Origin of the sequence: Pectobacterium peruviense, assembly GCF_002847345.1 — a bacterium.
In the GTDB taxonomy this organism is placed as follows: domain Bacteria; phylum Pseudomonadota; class Gammaproteobacteria; order Enterobacterales; family Enterobacteriaceae; genus Pectobacterium; species Pectobacterium peruviense.
Map to the genome: position 1 here is coordinate 223,961 of NZ_LXFV01000013.1, position 14,860 is coordinate 238,820.

Genomic DNA, 14,860 nt, shown 5'->3' on the forward strand with positions numbered 1-14,860 from the left:
CGAGTGGTTAAGCTAGCATTTCCCAGGGAGTTACGTTTGTTAACTCCCAGTCATTTCACTTTCGTCTTCCAGCAACCACAACGGGCTGGCACGCCGCAAATCACCATCCTCGGCCGCCTGAACTCGCTGGGGCATCCCCGCATCGGTCTTACCGTCGCCAAAAAGCATGTAAAACGTGCTCATGAACGCAATCGGATTAAACGCCTGACGCGCGAAAGCTTTCGCCTGCATCAACATTCATTGCCTTCAATGGATTTTGTGGTGCTGGTGAAAAAGGGGGTGTCTGAACTGGATAACCGCACTCTGACGGAAGCATTGGAAAAACTATGGCGTCGGCACTGTCGTTTGGCTCCCGACTGCTGATCGGGTTGATACGCGGTTATCAACTCGTTATCAGCCCGTTACTCGGACCGCATTGCCGGTTCCGGCCAACGTGTTCGCAATACGGTATTGAAGCAATACGCAGGTTCGGCATGATAAAAGGCTGTTGGTTGACGCTTAAACGCGTATTAAAATGCCATCCTTTGAACCCTGGTGGTGATGATCCCGTACCGCCAAAAACCGACAATAACAGAGAACATTAACGATGGATTCGCAACGCAATCTTCTTCTCATCGCTCTGCTATTCGTAACCTTTATGCTTTGGCAGGCTTGGGAGACGGATAAAAATCCGCCAGCAACCACGCAGACCATACAGCAGGCGACGAACGCAGTAACCGGTGATGCTACCAACCAGGGTGTACCCGCTAGCGGTCAAGGCAAACTGATCACGGTGAAAACTGATGTTCTGGCGCTGACAATCAACACGCGTGGCGGCGACGTCGAGCAAGCACACTTGCTGGCTTACCCAGACACATTAGGTTCAGATAAGCCTTTCCATCTGCTGGAAACCACATCGGAGTTTGTTTATCAGGCTCAGAGCGGTTTGACCGGCAAAAACGGCCCAGACAACCCGGCTAACGGTCCACGTCCGCTGTTTACCGCCACACAAGATAGCTTCGAGCTGGCTGATGGCCAGAGCGAACTGCGCATTCCGATGACGTACACCGCAGCGGACGGCGTGACCTATACCAAAACGTTTGTTCTGAAACGTGGCGACTACGCACTGAACGTTGACTATAGCGTCAATAACACCAGCGCTCAGCCTCTGGAACTCACGCTGTTCGGTCAGTTAAAACAGTCTACGGAGTTGCCTAAGCACCGCGATACAGGCAGCAGCAACTTTGCACTGCACACCTATCGTGGCGCGGCGTTCTCTTCTAGCGAAGACAAGTACAAAAAGTACAGCTTCAGCGACATGGACGAAAACCTGAACATCACGACCAACAGTGGTTGGGTGGCGATGCTGCAACAGTACTTCGCAACCGCGTGGATTCCGACGACGACTGGCGCGAACACGTTCTATACCAGTAAGCTGGGTAACGGTCAGGCTGCGATTGGCTTCAAGGCTGCGCCCGTTGTTGTTGCCGCTGGCAGTCAACAAAATCTGAACGCTACCCTGTGGGTCGGCCCGGAAATTCAGGACAAGATGGCTGCTGTCGCACCGCATCTGGATCTGACAGTGGATTACGGCTGGCTGTGGTTTATTTCTCAGCCGCTGTTTAAGCTGCTGAAATTCCTGCACGGTTTCATCGGCAACTGGGGCTTCTCCATCATTGCCATCACCTTTATCGTGCGTGGTGTGATGTATCCGCTGACGAAAGCGCAATACACCTCTATGGCGAAAATGCGCTTACTGCAACCTAAATTGCAGGCAATGCGTGAGCGTATTGGTGATGACAAACAGCGCATGAGTCAGGAAATGATGGCGCTGTATAAGTCAGAGAAAGTGAACCCGCTGGGCGGCTGCTTGCCGCTGGTAATTCAGATGCCAATCTTCCTGGCGCTGTATTACATGCTGATGGGTTCCGTAGAGCTGCGCCATGCGCCGTTCGCGCTGTGGATTCATGACCTGTCTGCACAAGACCCGTACTACATTCTGCCGATCCTGATGGGCGTGACGATGTTCTTCATCCAGAAGATGTCACCAACCACCGTGACCGACCCAATGCAGCAGAAGATCATGACTTACATGCCAGTCATCTTTACCGTCTTCTTCCTGTGGTTCCCGTCAGGTCTGGTGATGTACTACATCGTCAGCAACATGGTTACCATTCTCCAGCAGCAGTTGATCTACCGCGGTCTGGAAAAACGTGGCTTGCATAGCCGCGAGAAAAAATAATCCGGTTGATGGCTAACCGATAGAAAGAGTAAGGCGGTCATTGACCGCCTTATTTTTTTATAAGCTGTTTTATCCCCTAACGATACGTAAAATAGCCTGACAGACAGGCATCAACGCAGAGAGAATATCATGAGCAATACCGACACCATCGTCGCCCAAGCCACGCCACCGGGACGCGGAGGCGTGGGTATTTTACGGGTTTCAGGACAGGCAGCCGCAGAGGTGGCACGTGCTGTTCTGGGTAAGCTTCCTAAACCTCGTCACGCCGATTATCTGCCGTTCCGTGATACCAGCGGCACCACGCTTGATCAAGGTATTGCCCTCTGGTTTCCCGGCCCGAACTCCTTTACGGGTGAAGACGTGCTGGAGCTTCAGGGCCATGGCGGTCCGGTTATTCTTGATTTGCTCCTGCAACGCGTTCTGACGCTGCCCGATGTGCGCATTGCGCGTCCCGGCGAATTCTCTGAACGCGCCTTCCTAAATGACAAGCTCGATCTCGCGCAGGCAGAAGCCATCGCCGATCTGATTGACGCCAGCTCGGAACAAGCCGCTCGCTCAGCGCTAAACTCTCTGCAAGGCGTATTTTCTACCCGTATAAATCAGTTAGTGGAAGCACTTACTCACCTGCGAATCTACGTCGAAGCTGCCATTGACTTCCCGGATGAAGAGATCGACTTTCTCTCCGATGGCAAAATTGAAGCGCAGCTAAATGGCGTGATGGCCGATCTGGATGCCGTCCGAGCCGAAGCGCATCAGGGTAGCCTGCTGCGTGAAGGGATGAAGGTCGTGATTGCGGGTCGTCCTAATGCCGGTAAATCTAGCTTACTCAATGCGTTAGCCGGTCGTGAAGCCGCTATTGTCACCGCTATCGCGGGAACTACGCGCGACGTATTGCGTGAACACATCCATATTGACGGCATGCCACTGCATATCATCGACACCGCCGGGCTGCGCGATGCCAGCGACGAAGTCGAACGCATTGGTATCGAGCGTGCCTGGCAGGAAATTGAACAGGCCGATCGCGTGCTGTTCATGGTAGACGGCACCACGACGCAGGCAACTGAGCCTGAGCAGATCTGGCCCGAATTTATGGCGCGCCTGCCAAAAACGCTGCCAATTACCGTGGTGCGTAACAAAGCTGACGTAACTGGTGAAACGCTCGGCATCGAAGATGTAAATACTCACTCACTTATTCGACTTTCCGCCCGCACGGGTGAAGGCGTGGACACGCTGCGCGATCACCTCAAGCAAAGCATGGGGTTCACCAGCAACACGGAAGGCGGTTTTTTGGCACGACGCCGTCATCTACAGGCACTGGAACTGGCAGCACAGCATTTGATTCAGGGCAAAGAGCAATTAGTGAGCGCCTACGCAGGCGAACTGCTGGCAGAAGAACTGCGACTGGCACAGCAGTCCCTGAGTGAAATCACCGGTGAATTCACCTCTGACGACCTATTAGGCCGTATCTTTTCGAGTTTTTGTATTGGGAAGTGATCGCTTAATCTACCCTCATCCACTTACGCGTTACGCAACTGACTGAAACAGAAGAACGGGGGGTGATAAGATGATTCAACTTCATGCCACACATAAGTTGTTCAAAAGGTTGCCACTGGATGACAGTGGTCAACTTGCCGTGACGCCTCGTAGTCAGTGGCTCTTTATACAGCCAACAATAGATATCAACCCGCTGAGCAACTGGCACGGAAATCTGATCACCTTACAGCGCCGGAATTGTGTGTTGCTGGTGCATGACACCACCCGATTTCCTTTAGTACTCCCAGCATTGATCAAGAAGGATTTCGTAGAGCTGAACAACCACTTTGTTGATGCATTCATCAATACGCTTCTCAAGTGTGGTGCGGATGAAATGCAACTCAACGTTGCCCAAGGTTATTTGCGCCCACTACAAGTCGATACTCAGTGTAGTCGCTCTGTACAGGGTACATTGAACCAGATGAAGGGAGATATTGAACACGTAGTGCGGTTTGATAATCTCAACATTGCTGAATTAACAGGATACTCTCTCGGTCAGCAGTTGGCTGATAGACCCTGTTCAGTTAAAGATCGCGGATATATTCGCCACAAAAAGAAATGCTAGCGTTGCTATCGCGGCTATCTGGCAATCCACACCCAGTTCCTTCATTGAAGAATTAATTTTTACTCTCTCATCGAGCGGGCATTATTTATAATCAATCAGGGGGGAATTAGTCTTCTTATTTCTTCAGCAAAAATAAATTCATAGACACCTTTCTATTTGTATATTCATGAAAGCTATCTTTTCTCATTTTTTCGCATCGAATTTGAATAGGAGAAAGAAATGGATAGTAACCTCATAGTAAAAAAGGAAAATTCACATTATTATCAGAATAATATAATTATAAAGAGAACATCAAAAGGGCATCTACCTAATTTACCATCGCTGAACGGTACTCGAATTATTGCTGCCCTTTTTGTGTACCTCTTTCATACATCGATTGGGAATATGTTGAACTTGTTCTCAGATGAATCTGTCGGTGAAGCCTACTCCTTTGTCCTCAGTAAGGCTGGGTGGGTAAGTGTATCGTTCTTTTTTATCCTGAGTGGGTTTGTCATGAACTGGTCATCGCCATCAGTTAGCAGTCCGATCCAATTCTATAAAAAACGATTCGCAAAGATATACCCTGTAAGCATATTCATTATTATACTACTTATAAGCCTTGGTATAATAAGCATTGGGCGCATTGATGTCTGGTTACCCAATTTATTATTGATACAGACATGGATACCGCAAGGTGATATTTATATTGGCGGAAACGTCCCCAGTTGGTTCCTATCTGTTATTTTTTTTCTTTATATTACTTATCCATTCTTACTCAATATAGTCAAAAAAATACCGACTGAATCCTTATGGATATCCATAATGTTGTGCTATGTCGCTTTAATCGCGGCTAATGGTGCAATCTATACGTTATTGCCCACCGCCCCACTGGTTGAGGGTTGGCCTTTTGAGGTGGGTGAAATTCAATGGTGGTTTTCCTATACCTTCCCGCCAACACGTATTTTTGAATTCACCATTGGTATATTACTGTCACGTATTATCCAAGAAGGAAGGTGGATTCGTGTTTCAGTTACCACCAGTATGATACTGACCACATTGACATATTGTATTGATCTTTTTATACCGTTCCTGCTTAGCTTTAATTTGGTTACTCTCATTCCGCTGACATTATTGATAGGCTCACTTACGGTGAGTGATCTACAAGGGAAACGTTCATTTTTACATGCCAAATCAATGCAATGGTTAGGAAGCATTTCTTTCTGTTTTTACCTGATCCATTTCTTAGTGCTTCGCTTGCTAAATGAATGGACCGATGGCAATCAATACGATGTGATAGGCGCGGTGCAGCTAATCATAGCCGCCGGGGCGGTTAGCCTTATCGCTGGCTGGTTGCTTTATCAATTCATCGAACAACCTGTCGGCAATCTGCTTACTGACAAAATGAGGAAAAACATTAGCAACCCAGAGCAAAAGAATCGCCCAATATCCTGATAAAAAAGCCGACTATTGATTGTGAGTACATACTAACAATAGAAAGCAATCGGCCCAGCATTACCGCTGAGCCGATTTTTTAACATTACTTTGAGGCGTTATTTCAGCGTCGCTTTCACTACGGCTGACAGCGGCGTTGTTGGCCGACCGATCAGTTGGCTCAACTGCTTACCGCCATCAAACAGACCGCCTTTAGATGCACCGACGTCTGAATCAGCAATAATCTGCGCGAAAACATCAGGTAGACCAGCAGAAACCAGCGCGCCAGTGAATTCCGCTTCAGACAGGTTTTGATAACCGATATGTTTGCCAGACTGTTTGCTAATCTCAGCCGCCAGCTCTACCAGCGTGTAAGGCTCATCACCGGCCAGCTCATAAACCTTGCCAGCCTGTCCTTCCTGCGTCAGTACCGCTACTGCGGCAGCAGCGAAGTCTTCACGGGTTGCGGAAGTAATTTTCCCCTCGCCCGCGCTACCGATAAACACACCGTGTTCCAACGCCGCTGGGATGCTAGCTGCGTAGTTTTCGGTATACCAACCGTTGCGCAGCAGGACATGCGGTAAACCAGAGTCCTTCAGCAACGCTTCCGTTTGGCGGTGTTCTTCCGCCAGCGCCAGAGGCGATTTATCCGCATGTAGCAGACTGGTGTACGCAACCAGTTTCACACCCGCTTTCGCTGCGGCTTCGATCACATTGCGATGTTGTACCGCACGTTGACCTACTTCACTTGAAGAGATCAGCAGCACTTTATCCACACCTTGCAGAGCAGAAGCGAGCGCCTCAGGTTGATTGTAATCCGCCGCTTTCACCTGCACGCCTTTTGCAGACAGATCGGCAACTTTATTCACATCACGCACCAGCGCCACGATGTCGCTCGCCGGAACCTTCTCTAACAGTTGTGCTATGACTAAACGGCCCAGTTGGCCAGATGCACCAGTAATCGCAATCATCTCAAGCTCCTTTTATTAACCATGTTTTATTGACCGTCTTTTGTTAACTGTCTTTTCTTAACCGTCTTTTCTTAACCGTCTTTTATTAACGGATAGTGGCTGGCATAATATCGGCAAAGCTAACTTTAAGTAAGTACATACACAAAGGTAAGTATAGTGAGTCACCACAAAACCCCCATAGATTTATTACCGCCCATACTGCCAACCGGCGATGTCTTAGCCGAAAAATGCCCTTCTCGCCAGATACTTAACCACGTGACCAGCCGCTGGGGTGTACTGATTCTCATTGCATTACTTGATGATACGCATCGCTTCAGTCAACTGCGTCGACGGATTGGCGGCGTGAGCGAACGTATGCTGGCACAGACCCTGCAATGGCTGGAAAGTGATGGTTTTGTCCTGCGCACAGCCTATCCGGTTGTCCCGCCGCATGTTGAATACAGCCTGACGCCATCAGGCAAAGAGGTTGGCGAGCGGGTGAAAGAGCTGGCGGTGTGGATTGAAGGGAATCTGGGCGACATTCTGGCGGCACAACAATCACGTGAAGAACAGTCAGCTAAACCACTCGCCTCCTGAGCCAAAGCTCTTGCTCCGGAAGAGATGAATTAGGGAAACAGGCGGTGATATCAGAGAGAATGGTTTTCCCATTCTCGCCATCAACCGCCATAACATGGCAATGTGTCTTCAGTCGGTCACGACGATAAGTTGTCGATACCAATAATTCTTCCATGCTCATTATGCCAAACACGCTGGATCTTATTACGATTCAATTCCTGAACGAATCCATCCGATAAAGAAAAACTTCTGGCAACGTGTTTGGCATCTAGCGCATCCGCACGCGTTCTTTGTTCTTTTCTGGAACGATAGCGATATTGTTCCAGTTTTCCCCAGGCAATTAAGAGCGACGCGTTTATCAGGAATATGTATAAATGTATCGATATGGTCCAACCTTCTGATGTAGAGGAAGATCGATCGGAAACATAGTTATTCAAAAACGTGCCGATAAACACCTCGGAAAATAACCAAATAAAGATTCCCCATCCACATAGCGTCAAGAAAGAATCGATAAATAATGGAAACCAACGCCTTTCAGAAATGATTAAAGATGAATGCATAATTTATCCTCTTTCGATACCACGATCTGGGCTTTCCCAACGCGCTCGTTTTTTACGGGAACGCAGCATGACCTTTGGAAAACTGACTAGGCTGGTAAAGAGGCTCAATGTCCAATACACCATGGGATACCAGATTACCCAGAACAGATATTTACCAATATCTTTCTCATAACGTCGTTCAATCAACATACTGACTGCAAACTGGATTAAACAGACAACCCCAATCATCATGCCAGTAAATGCGGGAGGAAAGAGCGTTTCCACCCGAATCTCCTCAGGCAGTTCTATTAAAAAACCTAATAAATACAGTAAGACGCTTACGGCATAGGTGAAGGCCCATAATATCGAAATAGAATATTCAAGGAACAGCGGCCACATTCGGCGATAGCGCCATGACCATAAATGACGGAAGTTTTTTAAAAATACCTCCGCACCACCTTGTGCCCAACGCAGCCGCTGTTTCCACAAGCCAGAGAGCTTTTCCGGCATCAGAATCCAACACAGTGCTCTTGGCTCAAAAAATATCGTCCAATGGCGCAGTTGAAGCTTCCAGCTAATATCGATATCTTCCGTGATCATGTCGGAGCTCCAGTAGCCAACCTCTGCTAGCGCACTGCGACGAAAAGCGGCGATGACGCCAGAAACCGTGAAAACTTTGCCATAAACCCGCTGTGTGCGTTTGATCAAACCAATAATTGAGGAAAACTCACCAACCTGAATACGACCCACTAGCGTCGAACGCGTTCTTATCCTTGGGTTTCCCGTTACTGCACCGACACGCGGGTTATTGATCAATGGGTTGACCAAATAGGCGACAGCATCGGGATCGAGAAGCGCATCGCCATCAATACACACCAGCAGATCGCTCTTGGCCGCAGCACATGCCGCTTGAAGCGCCAACGCTTTGCCCTGATTATGCGCAAGATGAATGACTCTAAGTTTGTCATATTGCTCCGCCAACCGATTGAGCTCGTCTCCCGTGTCATCATTGGAACCATCATTCACAGCAATGACTTCGATATGGGTATAACGTTGTGCTAATGCCGCTTCAATGGTTTCGCGCACGTTAGGCCCTTCGTTATAGCAAGGGATCAAGATTGACACTAACGGGCGTCCGGTTGGCTCATCGGGTATGACCCCTTCTCCCCAACGCCAATGCCGTTCGTAGTGAAACCAGAAATACAGTCCTCCCGTTATCCATAGCCCAGACATAAACAAAGGCCAGAAAAAGGTAAAGTTAAGAACGACATCCCCCGTAAAAGAGAACATCACGCCAAAAGGGATGCCGAGCATCAGACATAATATTAAGGAAGCTAAAATTCTCTCAATCATGGCAGTGGGTACCATTCTGGTGAAATCATGGGGCGGATGCTTTCCAACTCAGGGGTATTGTTAAGAAAATCATCCGGGTAATAGCCGTAATTTTGCGCACCATTCAGTTGCAACACGGTCATCCATTCAACCAATTGCGCAGTGTCTAACCACGGTTCTCCCGGAACACGCCAATCCCTTGCCTGAAGTTCAAACACGGTTTTATTCAGCGCTCCAGGTCGACGAGCCATTTCTTGTACCAGCTTTTGCAACCACGCATTGCTGTCCCTAGGCGCGACGTTTTCCATCAATGGCATCGCCATGGGTGCAACCCAATCATAAGCGGTAAGGAAGTCATCCAAATTTTGGGAGAACCATGCTTCACTTTCCGGTTCAATCATCGGTAATGCGAAAATGTTGCGTGCAGTCTGGACTTGCGGACCACGGATCGCATGCACTCGAGCGGCCAGTTCGAGCGTAAAGTCAGTTAACGCTTTACTCTTAAACCGCGTCCAGCGAGCAGTGAGCTGGGGGTCACGACGAATACGGGTAATCGAGCTGGGGAATCCAGCCTTTTGGTAGGCTTGTATGGCCGAATCGCTTGCATCCTCATCATCGGCAAGTACGGCATCATCATGGAATAAGATGCCACCAAACATGGTGTAGGCGGAAAGATCCTCATAAATATCAGTAATTCGCCTTTTGGCTTCCGCATCCCATAACGATAAGCGTCTATATTGGCTACGGTTGATACTACGTTGCCCGCTTTCACTGTCGATCCGCTCAACGCGCTGCAACGTCTCATCATCCATATCAAAAGCCAGTACCGGCATCCATGCGTAAACGCGAACAAGCGCCCGCGATGCCAATTGCCAGGCCACATGATTGAATAAATCCTCTCGGACGGGCATCCAGCGATTAGGGAAATAGAGTGACTGTACGTTGCCATCACCGTTCGGATCGGAGAAAGCCTGAAGATAAACAGTGTTAATACGCAAGTCGGCAATACGTTGAACTAAGGCATCCACGTTACGGGACTGCTGGGCTTTATCGGTGTCATAAACATAATCCAGATCGATATGCGCCACTCGTATGCGCTCAGGCTCACGGACATCGCTGACCAACAGCGCGAACTGTTGCACATCTGGATTATTGTTAATCAGTATGCGAGGAACATTATACGGTGAGTCAGCCGACGCAGGCCCACTTCCAAGCGTTAGCGCTAGCTGATAGCCGCGCTGCTTAACTATGCTTAGCGCGTCTCCCCCCACCGCACCATAGGGCCAGACCCAAACCCGAGGCTTTTTCCCAGTCGCGTCAACGATCCTTTTCGTAATGAGATCCGTATCATGCGCAAAACGTTGACGATACTCATCCCGCGTTTCGTATCGCTTATCCTCTGGGAAATAGCGGCGAGTGACGGCGGCAGGTTCCATGTTCCCCTGCGGGTTTGCCAGAATCCCTTTATGTAAGTCATAGGTATGTGCCCCAATTTCTATCAGGCCAGATTGCGCCATCTCACTGACTTGCTGCCAGGTAAGAAAATGGTTACGAGGTAATTGAATGCCACTAAAGTCAACCGGCTGGTTTTCTGGCGTATCCAGCCAACGCCCAACGGGTGCCAATACAGCCGGCCAGCCATAGGCTTTCAGAAGAGGGTAAACGCGATGATAAAAACTGCTGTAACCATCATCAAATGTCAGTAACACCGCTCTGTCCGGTAGCGGTTTACCCCCAGAGCCAGCAGCTAGAATGTCATCAACGGATACCGGGTGGTAACCATTTTCCCTCAACCAGACAAAGTGTTCATTCAGTGCACTGGTTCGCACCGCCATAAAACGTTGATCGGCACCCTCATCCGCAACATCGTGATAGGCGATAACGATATATTGATTGGTTTTCCACGGCAGTTCCTTGACCAAAATAGGACGTTCTGCTGGCGAGCTATATTTCACGTCAACGGGATGCGCGCAGGCGGCGATCATTAACACCCCCAACACCATCACAAAGTTTCGTAATCGTATAAATAACATCACCTTTCCCCTCAAAACCGATAATTCAAATCGAAAGACAGCGACAAATTTTGTTCCCGCTTGCCGTCGTAAGGTCGCTTATCCCACTGAGTACTCACCCCCATATCCAGTACGTCATTCCACCGTACTCTTTGCCCGTATCCGAGCGTGGTGATAGCCCCTGCGGACTCGCCTTTTTGCCAGTAACGTCCGACACCCACATTTATCTCTTGGTGCCACTCAGTCTGGTAATGTCGATAAAGCAAGTGATCGATGGCTAAGGCAGGTAGCACAGCCACATAACTCTGCGGGTTGTAATACGAGGTGTTCTGTTTACTGTTTGATCCCAAACTTAGCGATGGGGTGAAATCTATGGCTAAAGACGGTGATGAAAAGATTCGCTCTTGCCCACTCAGTCCGTACTCCTGACGTCTGTTACCATCAGAAAACCACCCGTTCGATAGATCTGCTTGCCATGAACGCCGTTCACTTTGCCGCCAGCGGACATACCCCCCACCGCCATTCGCCGTTACGCCATTTTTAAGTGCCTGTAGCGGTGTGCTGCGCATTAGCCGTTCGGCATTAAGGCCGACACGCCAAAAATCATTAACATCACGCCGATAGGAGAAACGCCCACCGATATCAGAGCCAAATCCAAAATTTCGGTGTGAAAGCTCAGCCTCAACCCAATGATCACGGTCGGTAAATTCCACACCGCCGCGAATACTGCGATTAATGGCCCGTCCGTCACTGAAATCACTTTGATTAAAAGCGCCCCCAGAGAACACTCGCCAATGGTTGGCAAAGGGTGGGCTATAGAGCACGGCATCAATATCCGTGTCGTTCATTCCTTTGACTGGACTGTCAGATTTGAGGCCCTGAGTACCCGCAACACGCAGCTCCGCCATGTGATGTACCTGGCGCAAACGCGCTAATCGTTTCACAGAGAAATCTTCCGGATAGCGAGCTACCGTATCGTCAGTCAACTGCTCAAGCTGGCGCCATTCCTGCAATTCCAAGGCCGTAAGCCCTTGCTGGGTTTCCAATCGGAAGAATGTCGGTTCCAGCAACTCTGCTCGCTTTAATAACGCTTCGGCACGACGTGGCCACCCTCTGGTTAGATAAACCCCCGCCAAACGTAGGTTTAGATCTTGGTTTCCCGGCCCACTAAAGGCCAGACGTTCCGCCAGTCGTTGCGCAGCCGGAAGATCATTATGGGAAATCAGCGACTGTATACGCAGGTATTTGATGTCAATCCAATCGTCGTTAGGTATGAATGTTGGTAAACCATAAACACTTTTTTTATAAGGTGTTTTTTCTCCAGCCTGAACTGACAACTGTGTTGCTTGTTCAATTTTCTCACTCTCCAAAATGCTGTAGAAAAAATCGCCTTGCCGCACTATCTGAAAGCGTTGCGAATGATCGTCTTGTATTACCACACTGAGAATCTGCTCTGCTTTCTCAGGCTGCTTCAAATAGAGATAGGCAGACGCTACCCAGCGCCGAGCATAACTGGGAATCTCCCCCTCTTTGAGAAGTGATTGATATTCGGAAATAATGTCTTCCATGCGATAGCGAACGAGCAAGGCGCCTAGCCGATCAATTCGAGCCTGGCGATAGCTGATTTTTGCAGACGGGAGCTTCCGCCATTGCGTCATCAGGATGTCATAACGAGCCAACGCGCGATCCGCCACAACGAAGCGTTCGTTTTCAGTTGTCGACGTGATAAATGAAAGACGAACCAACTCAGCCGCCGCCCCCAGCTCTCGCTGGCGTTGCGTTTCATCAGTCAGGAAGCCCTGAGGTTTGCCGTTTTCCAGGGCTGTTAATGCAGGTGCACTAATCTTATTGTTGGAGAGGATGTCGCTGTAGTCATAAAGCAGCGCTTTATCTTGTGGTGCATGGCGCATGGCTTGAATGATAGAAAAGAGGGAGTCAGTATGCTTTCCCGCAATGCGTTGCACCCACGCTAATTCACGCCAATGGTTTGCCGTTGGTTCATGCTTAACGCGAGACGCAGCGAGTTCAAGCGATCTTTTTGTCTGTCCGGCATCGGCGAGGGTGAGTATCAAACCACTACGTGCATCGTCATCCCGTGGAGAGCGTTGCAAAACCCGGCTCCATAATTCCACTGACGACTGCCACTGCCGGAGATTACGGTAGGATTTGGCCGCCGCTCTCAAGGCAGGATCGGGCAATGACATCGCTGGCGAGTAGGTTTCCCAAATTCGCCTCACTTCAGCATCCTTTCCCGCCCAACCGTTAATGAGCAGCCAGTCGGTCACCTCGGCAGCGGTCAGTACACGATTTCTGGATTGCCCATCAAGCCATGACGTCGCCGCGGAGATATCGCCCTGCCGGGCGTTGATGATTAATGTGTCGTAACGAGATTCTGCCGCCACTACGCTGCCAGAAACGGAAAAATAAACTAATGATTTAAGTAAGTTAAACAATATTGGATTGAGTCTGCTTGAATGAGAATTAACAAAACTCATCGCTGAATCTCCCCACCAGTGATGACAGGATGACATTCAAATACATCGTTGAACGCTGGTTTCATGACTTAACACCTCTAAGCGAGTCTAAACGCGGCATGCAGCTATCCCTCTCGTGATTCGAAGTCAGAGATAGACGCTAAGGCCAGTTTGGCGCATAATAATGCATATAGTTTTTTTATCAATATAATTTTTATACGCATATGACTAAGACTTCAGTGACAGGTTCAGAACAGGTAGTAAAAGGGCGCAGCTGGGGACTGGAACGTCGGCTTCAATTCATCGACTTTCGGTTACGGTGGAGTGGGCACATAAATCGCACAGATCTAACGTCTTTTTTTGGGTTATCGATCCCTCAGGCGTCGCTCGACATCGCTAAATACCTTGAGCTTGCCCCCGATAATCTGGTCTACGATCGACGCACCAAAACTTACACGGCTACGCCAACATTCTCTGCTGTCTACCCACAGAATTCAGCCCAGCGCTATTTAGCAGAATTGCTCGCCATGAAGACGGGCGTACTTGAAGCGGATGCCAGTTTCATTGAATCTGCTCCAGAAGTGTGCTGGGTTCATATCCCGCTCAACACCTACAATGAACAGGTTGTTGAAGTCATTGTCCGAGCGATTCGTGAAAAAAAGGCAGTGAGCATCTGCTATCAATCCTCATCGTCAATGGATCATTCGCCACGGCTCATTTCCCCACACGCTTTAGGCAATGATGGATTACGGTGGCGAGTACGTGCTTATTGCCACGTTAAGCAGCAGTTTAATGACTTCATTCTTACACGAATCCTCAACATTGAAGGTAGCGAAGCCTCGACAGTCGATCCCGCTAGCGATTATTCATGGCATACCCATGTACAGTTAATGTTGAAGCCTAATGACGAACTGCCTCAGGCACACCAACGAGCATTGGAACTGGAATATGGTATGACCAATGGCGAGTTGAATTTATCCTGCCGTCTGGCATGTTTACATGAAACCCTCGGACGATTTCACATCAGCCTGACAGATGAAAATAACAAACAGCATCAACCATTTATATTAATAAATAAGAAAGACGTTCAGGCATTTATGGGGGCATGACCCCCACACCATCACTTATATTAATATTTCTGTGGGATAAGACGGTGCAAGGTCATGACTAAGCGAATTGCATATTGATTTCACTTGTCTCCCTTGCATCAGAATTATCATAAAATGATGTAAGGCAAGAAGGTATTTA

At 48.9% G+C, this 14,860-nt stretch carries 13 protein-coding genes; 8 read left to right on the forward strand and 5 right to left on the reverse strand.

Annotation, left to right across the window (positions count from 1 at the left end):
* Window positions 1-3: 3 nt before the first annotated feature.
* The 6 genes from rnpA (at window position 4) to A0G03_RS12155 (ending at window position 5,750) form a co-directional block, all read left to right on the forward strand.
* On the forward strand, window positions 4-363 hold the full coding sequence (rnpA, locus tag A0G03_RS12130) for a ribonuclease P protein component (RefSeq protein WP_071531164.1): 360 nt from the start codon (window positions 4-6) through the stop codon (window positions 361-363).
* Complete coding sequence (yidD, locus tag A0G03_RS12135; RefSeq protein WP_010281237.1) at window positions 327-584, forward strand: membrane protein insertion efficiency factor YidD; 258 nt, start codon at window positions 327-329, stop codon at window positions 582-584. The genes rnpA and yidD overlap by 37 nt, the downstream gene beginning before the upstream one ends.
* 2 nt (window positions 585-586) lie before the next feature.
* Entirely contained in the window at window positions 587-2,221 is a 1,635-nt protein-coding gene (gene yidC, locus A0G03_RS12140) for a membrane protein insertase YidC (protein WP_048263342.1), read from the forward strand.
* Window positions 2,222-2,350: 129 nt separating this feature from the next.
* Window positions 2,351-3,715: a tRNA uridine-5-carboxymethylaminomethyl(34) synthesis GTPase MnmE gene (gene mnmE, locus A0G03_RS12145; protein ID WP_048263345.1), complete on the forward strand. Its 1,365-nt coding sequence runs from the start codon at window positions 2,351-2,353 to the stop codon at window positions 3,713-3,715.
* 70 nt (window positions 3,716-3,785) lie between these two features.
* Window positions 3,786-4,319 carry a DUF6933 domain-containing protein gene (locus A0G03_RS12150; protein ID WP_223250589.1) on the forward strand — a complete coding sequence of 178 codons (534 nt, stop codon included), beginning with the start codon at window positions 3,786-3,788 and terminating at the stop codon, window positions 4,317-4,319.
* Between the two features lie 219 nt (window positions 4,320-4,538).
* The gene (locus A0G03_RS12155) at window positions 4,539-5,750 is read left to right on the forward strand and encodes an acyltransferase family protein (RefSeq protein WP_048263347.1); all 1,212 of its coding nucleotides are present in this window, start codon (window positions 4,539-4,541) and stop codon (window positions 5,748-5,750) included.
* A 98-nt stretch (window positions 5,751-5,848) separates the two neighbouring features.
* Here A0G03_RS12155 and A0G03_RS12160 read toward each other — a convergent pair whose 3' ends face one another.
* Window positions 5,849-6,700, reverse strand: coding sequence for an SDR family oxidoreductase (locus tag A0G03_RS12160; protein WP_048263349.1), 852 nt, complete (start codon window positions 6,698-6,700; stop codon window positions 5,849-5,851).
* 156 nt (window positions 6,701-6,856) lie between these two features.
* On the opposite strand from A0G03_RS12160, the gene A0G03_RS12165 reads away from it, so the two are divergent.
* Window positions 6,857-7,276, forward strand: coding sequence for a winged helix-turn-helix transcriptional regulator (locus tag A0G03_RS12165; protein WP_048263352.1), 420 nt, complete (start codon window positions 6,857-6,859; stop codon window positions 7,274-7,276).
* Window positions 7,277-7,392: 116 nt separating this feature from the next.
* Here the strand turns inward: A0G03_RS12165 and pgaD are convergent, their stop codons facing one another.
* The 4 genes from pgaD to pgaA are packed head-to-tail and all read right to left on the reverse strand — an operon-like array spanning window position 7,393 to window position 13,633.
* The gene (pgaD, locus tag A0G03_RS12170) at window positions 7,393-7,815 is read right to left on the reverse strand and encodes a poly-beta-1,6-N-acetyl-D-glucosamine biosynthesis protein PgaD (protein WP_048263355.1); all 423 of its coding nucleotides are present in this window, start codon (window positions 7,813-7,815) and stop codon (window positions 7,393-7,395) included.
* Between the two features lie 3 nt (window positions 7,816-7,818).
* Window positions 7,819-9,147 (reverse strand): poly-beta-1,6-N-acetyl-D-glucosamine synthase, encoded by a 1,329-nt coding sequence (gene pgaC / locus A0G03_RS12175; protein WP_048263358.1) that lies wholly within the window; start codon window positions 9,145-9,147, stop codon window positions 7,819-7,821.
* On the reverse strand, window positions 9,144-11,159 hold the full coding sequence (pgaB, locus tag A0G03_RS12180; protein WP_048263362.1) for a poly-beta-1,6-N-acetyl-D-glucosamine N-deacetylase PgaB: 2,016 nt from the start codon (window positions 11,157-11,159) through the stop codon (window positions 9,144-9,146). The genes pgaC and pgaB overlap by 4 nt, the downstream gene beginning before the upstream one ends.
* Window positions 11,160-11,170: 11 nt before the next feature.
* Window positions 11,171-13,633 carry a poly-beta-1,6 N-acetyl-D-glucosamine export porin PgaA gene (pgaA, locus tag A0G03_RS12185; protein ID WP_048263365.1) on the reverse strand — a complete coding sequence of 821 codons (2,463 nt, stop codon included), beginning with the start codon at window positions 13,631-13,633 and terminating at the stop codon, window positions 11,171-11,173.
* A 218-nt stretch (window positions 13,634-13,851) separates the two neighbouring features.
* On the opposite strand from pgaA, the gene A0G03_RS12190 reads away from it, so the two are divergent.
* Complete coding sequence (locus tag A0G03_RS12190) at window positions 13,852-14,721, forward strand: BrxR family helix-turn-helix transcriptional regulator (protein ID WP_223250590.1); 870 nt, start codon at window positions 13,852-13,854, stop codon at window positions 14,719-14,721.
* The last annotated feature ends 139 nt before the right edge of the window (window positions 14,722-14,860 follow it).

Coding starts and splice junctions, on each gene's coding strand:
- mnmE (WP_048263345.1), top strand. CDS start 2,351: ATGAGCAATACCGACACCATCGTCGCCCAAGCCACGCCACCGGGACGC.
- pgaD (WP_048263355.1), bottom strand. CDS start 7,815: ATGCATTCATCTTTAATCATTTCTGAAAGGCGTTGGTTTCCATTATTT.
- pgaA (WP_048263365.1), bottom strand. CDS start 13,633: ATGAGTTTTGTTAATTCTCATTCAAGCAGACTCAATCCAATATTGTTT.
- A0G03_RS12150 (WP_223250589.1), top strand. CDS start 3,786: ATGATTCAACTTCATGCCACACATAAGTTGTTCAAAAGGTTGCCACTG.
- A0G03_RS12160 (WP_048263349.1), bottom strand. CDS start 6,700: ATGATTGCGATTACTGGTGCATCTGGCCAACTGGGCCGTTTAGTCATA.
- pgaB (WP_048263362.1), bottom strand. CDS start 11,159: ATGTTATTTATACGATTACGAAACTTTGTGATGGTGTTGGGGGTGTTA.
- yidC (WP_048263342.1), top strand. CDS start 587: ATGGATTCGCAACGCAATCTTCTTCTCATCGCTCTGCTATTCGTAACC.
- pgaC (WP_048263358.1), bottom strand. CDS start 9,147: ATGATTGAGAGAATTTTAGCTTCCTTAATATTATGTCTGATGCTCGGC.
- yidD (WP_010281237.1), top strand. CDS start 327: ATGGCGTCGGCACTGTCGTTTGGCTCCCGACTGCTGATCGGGTTGATA.
- A0G03_RS12155 (WP_048263347.1), top strand. CDS start 4,539: ATGGATAGTAACCTCATAGTAAAAAAGGAAAATTCACATTATTATCAG.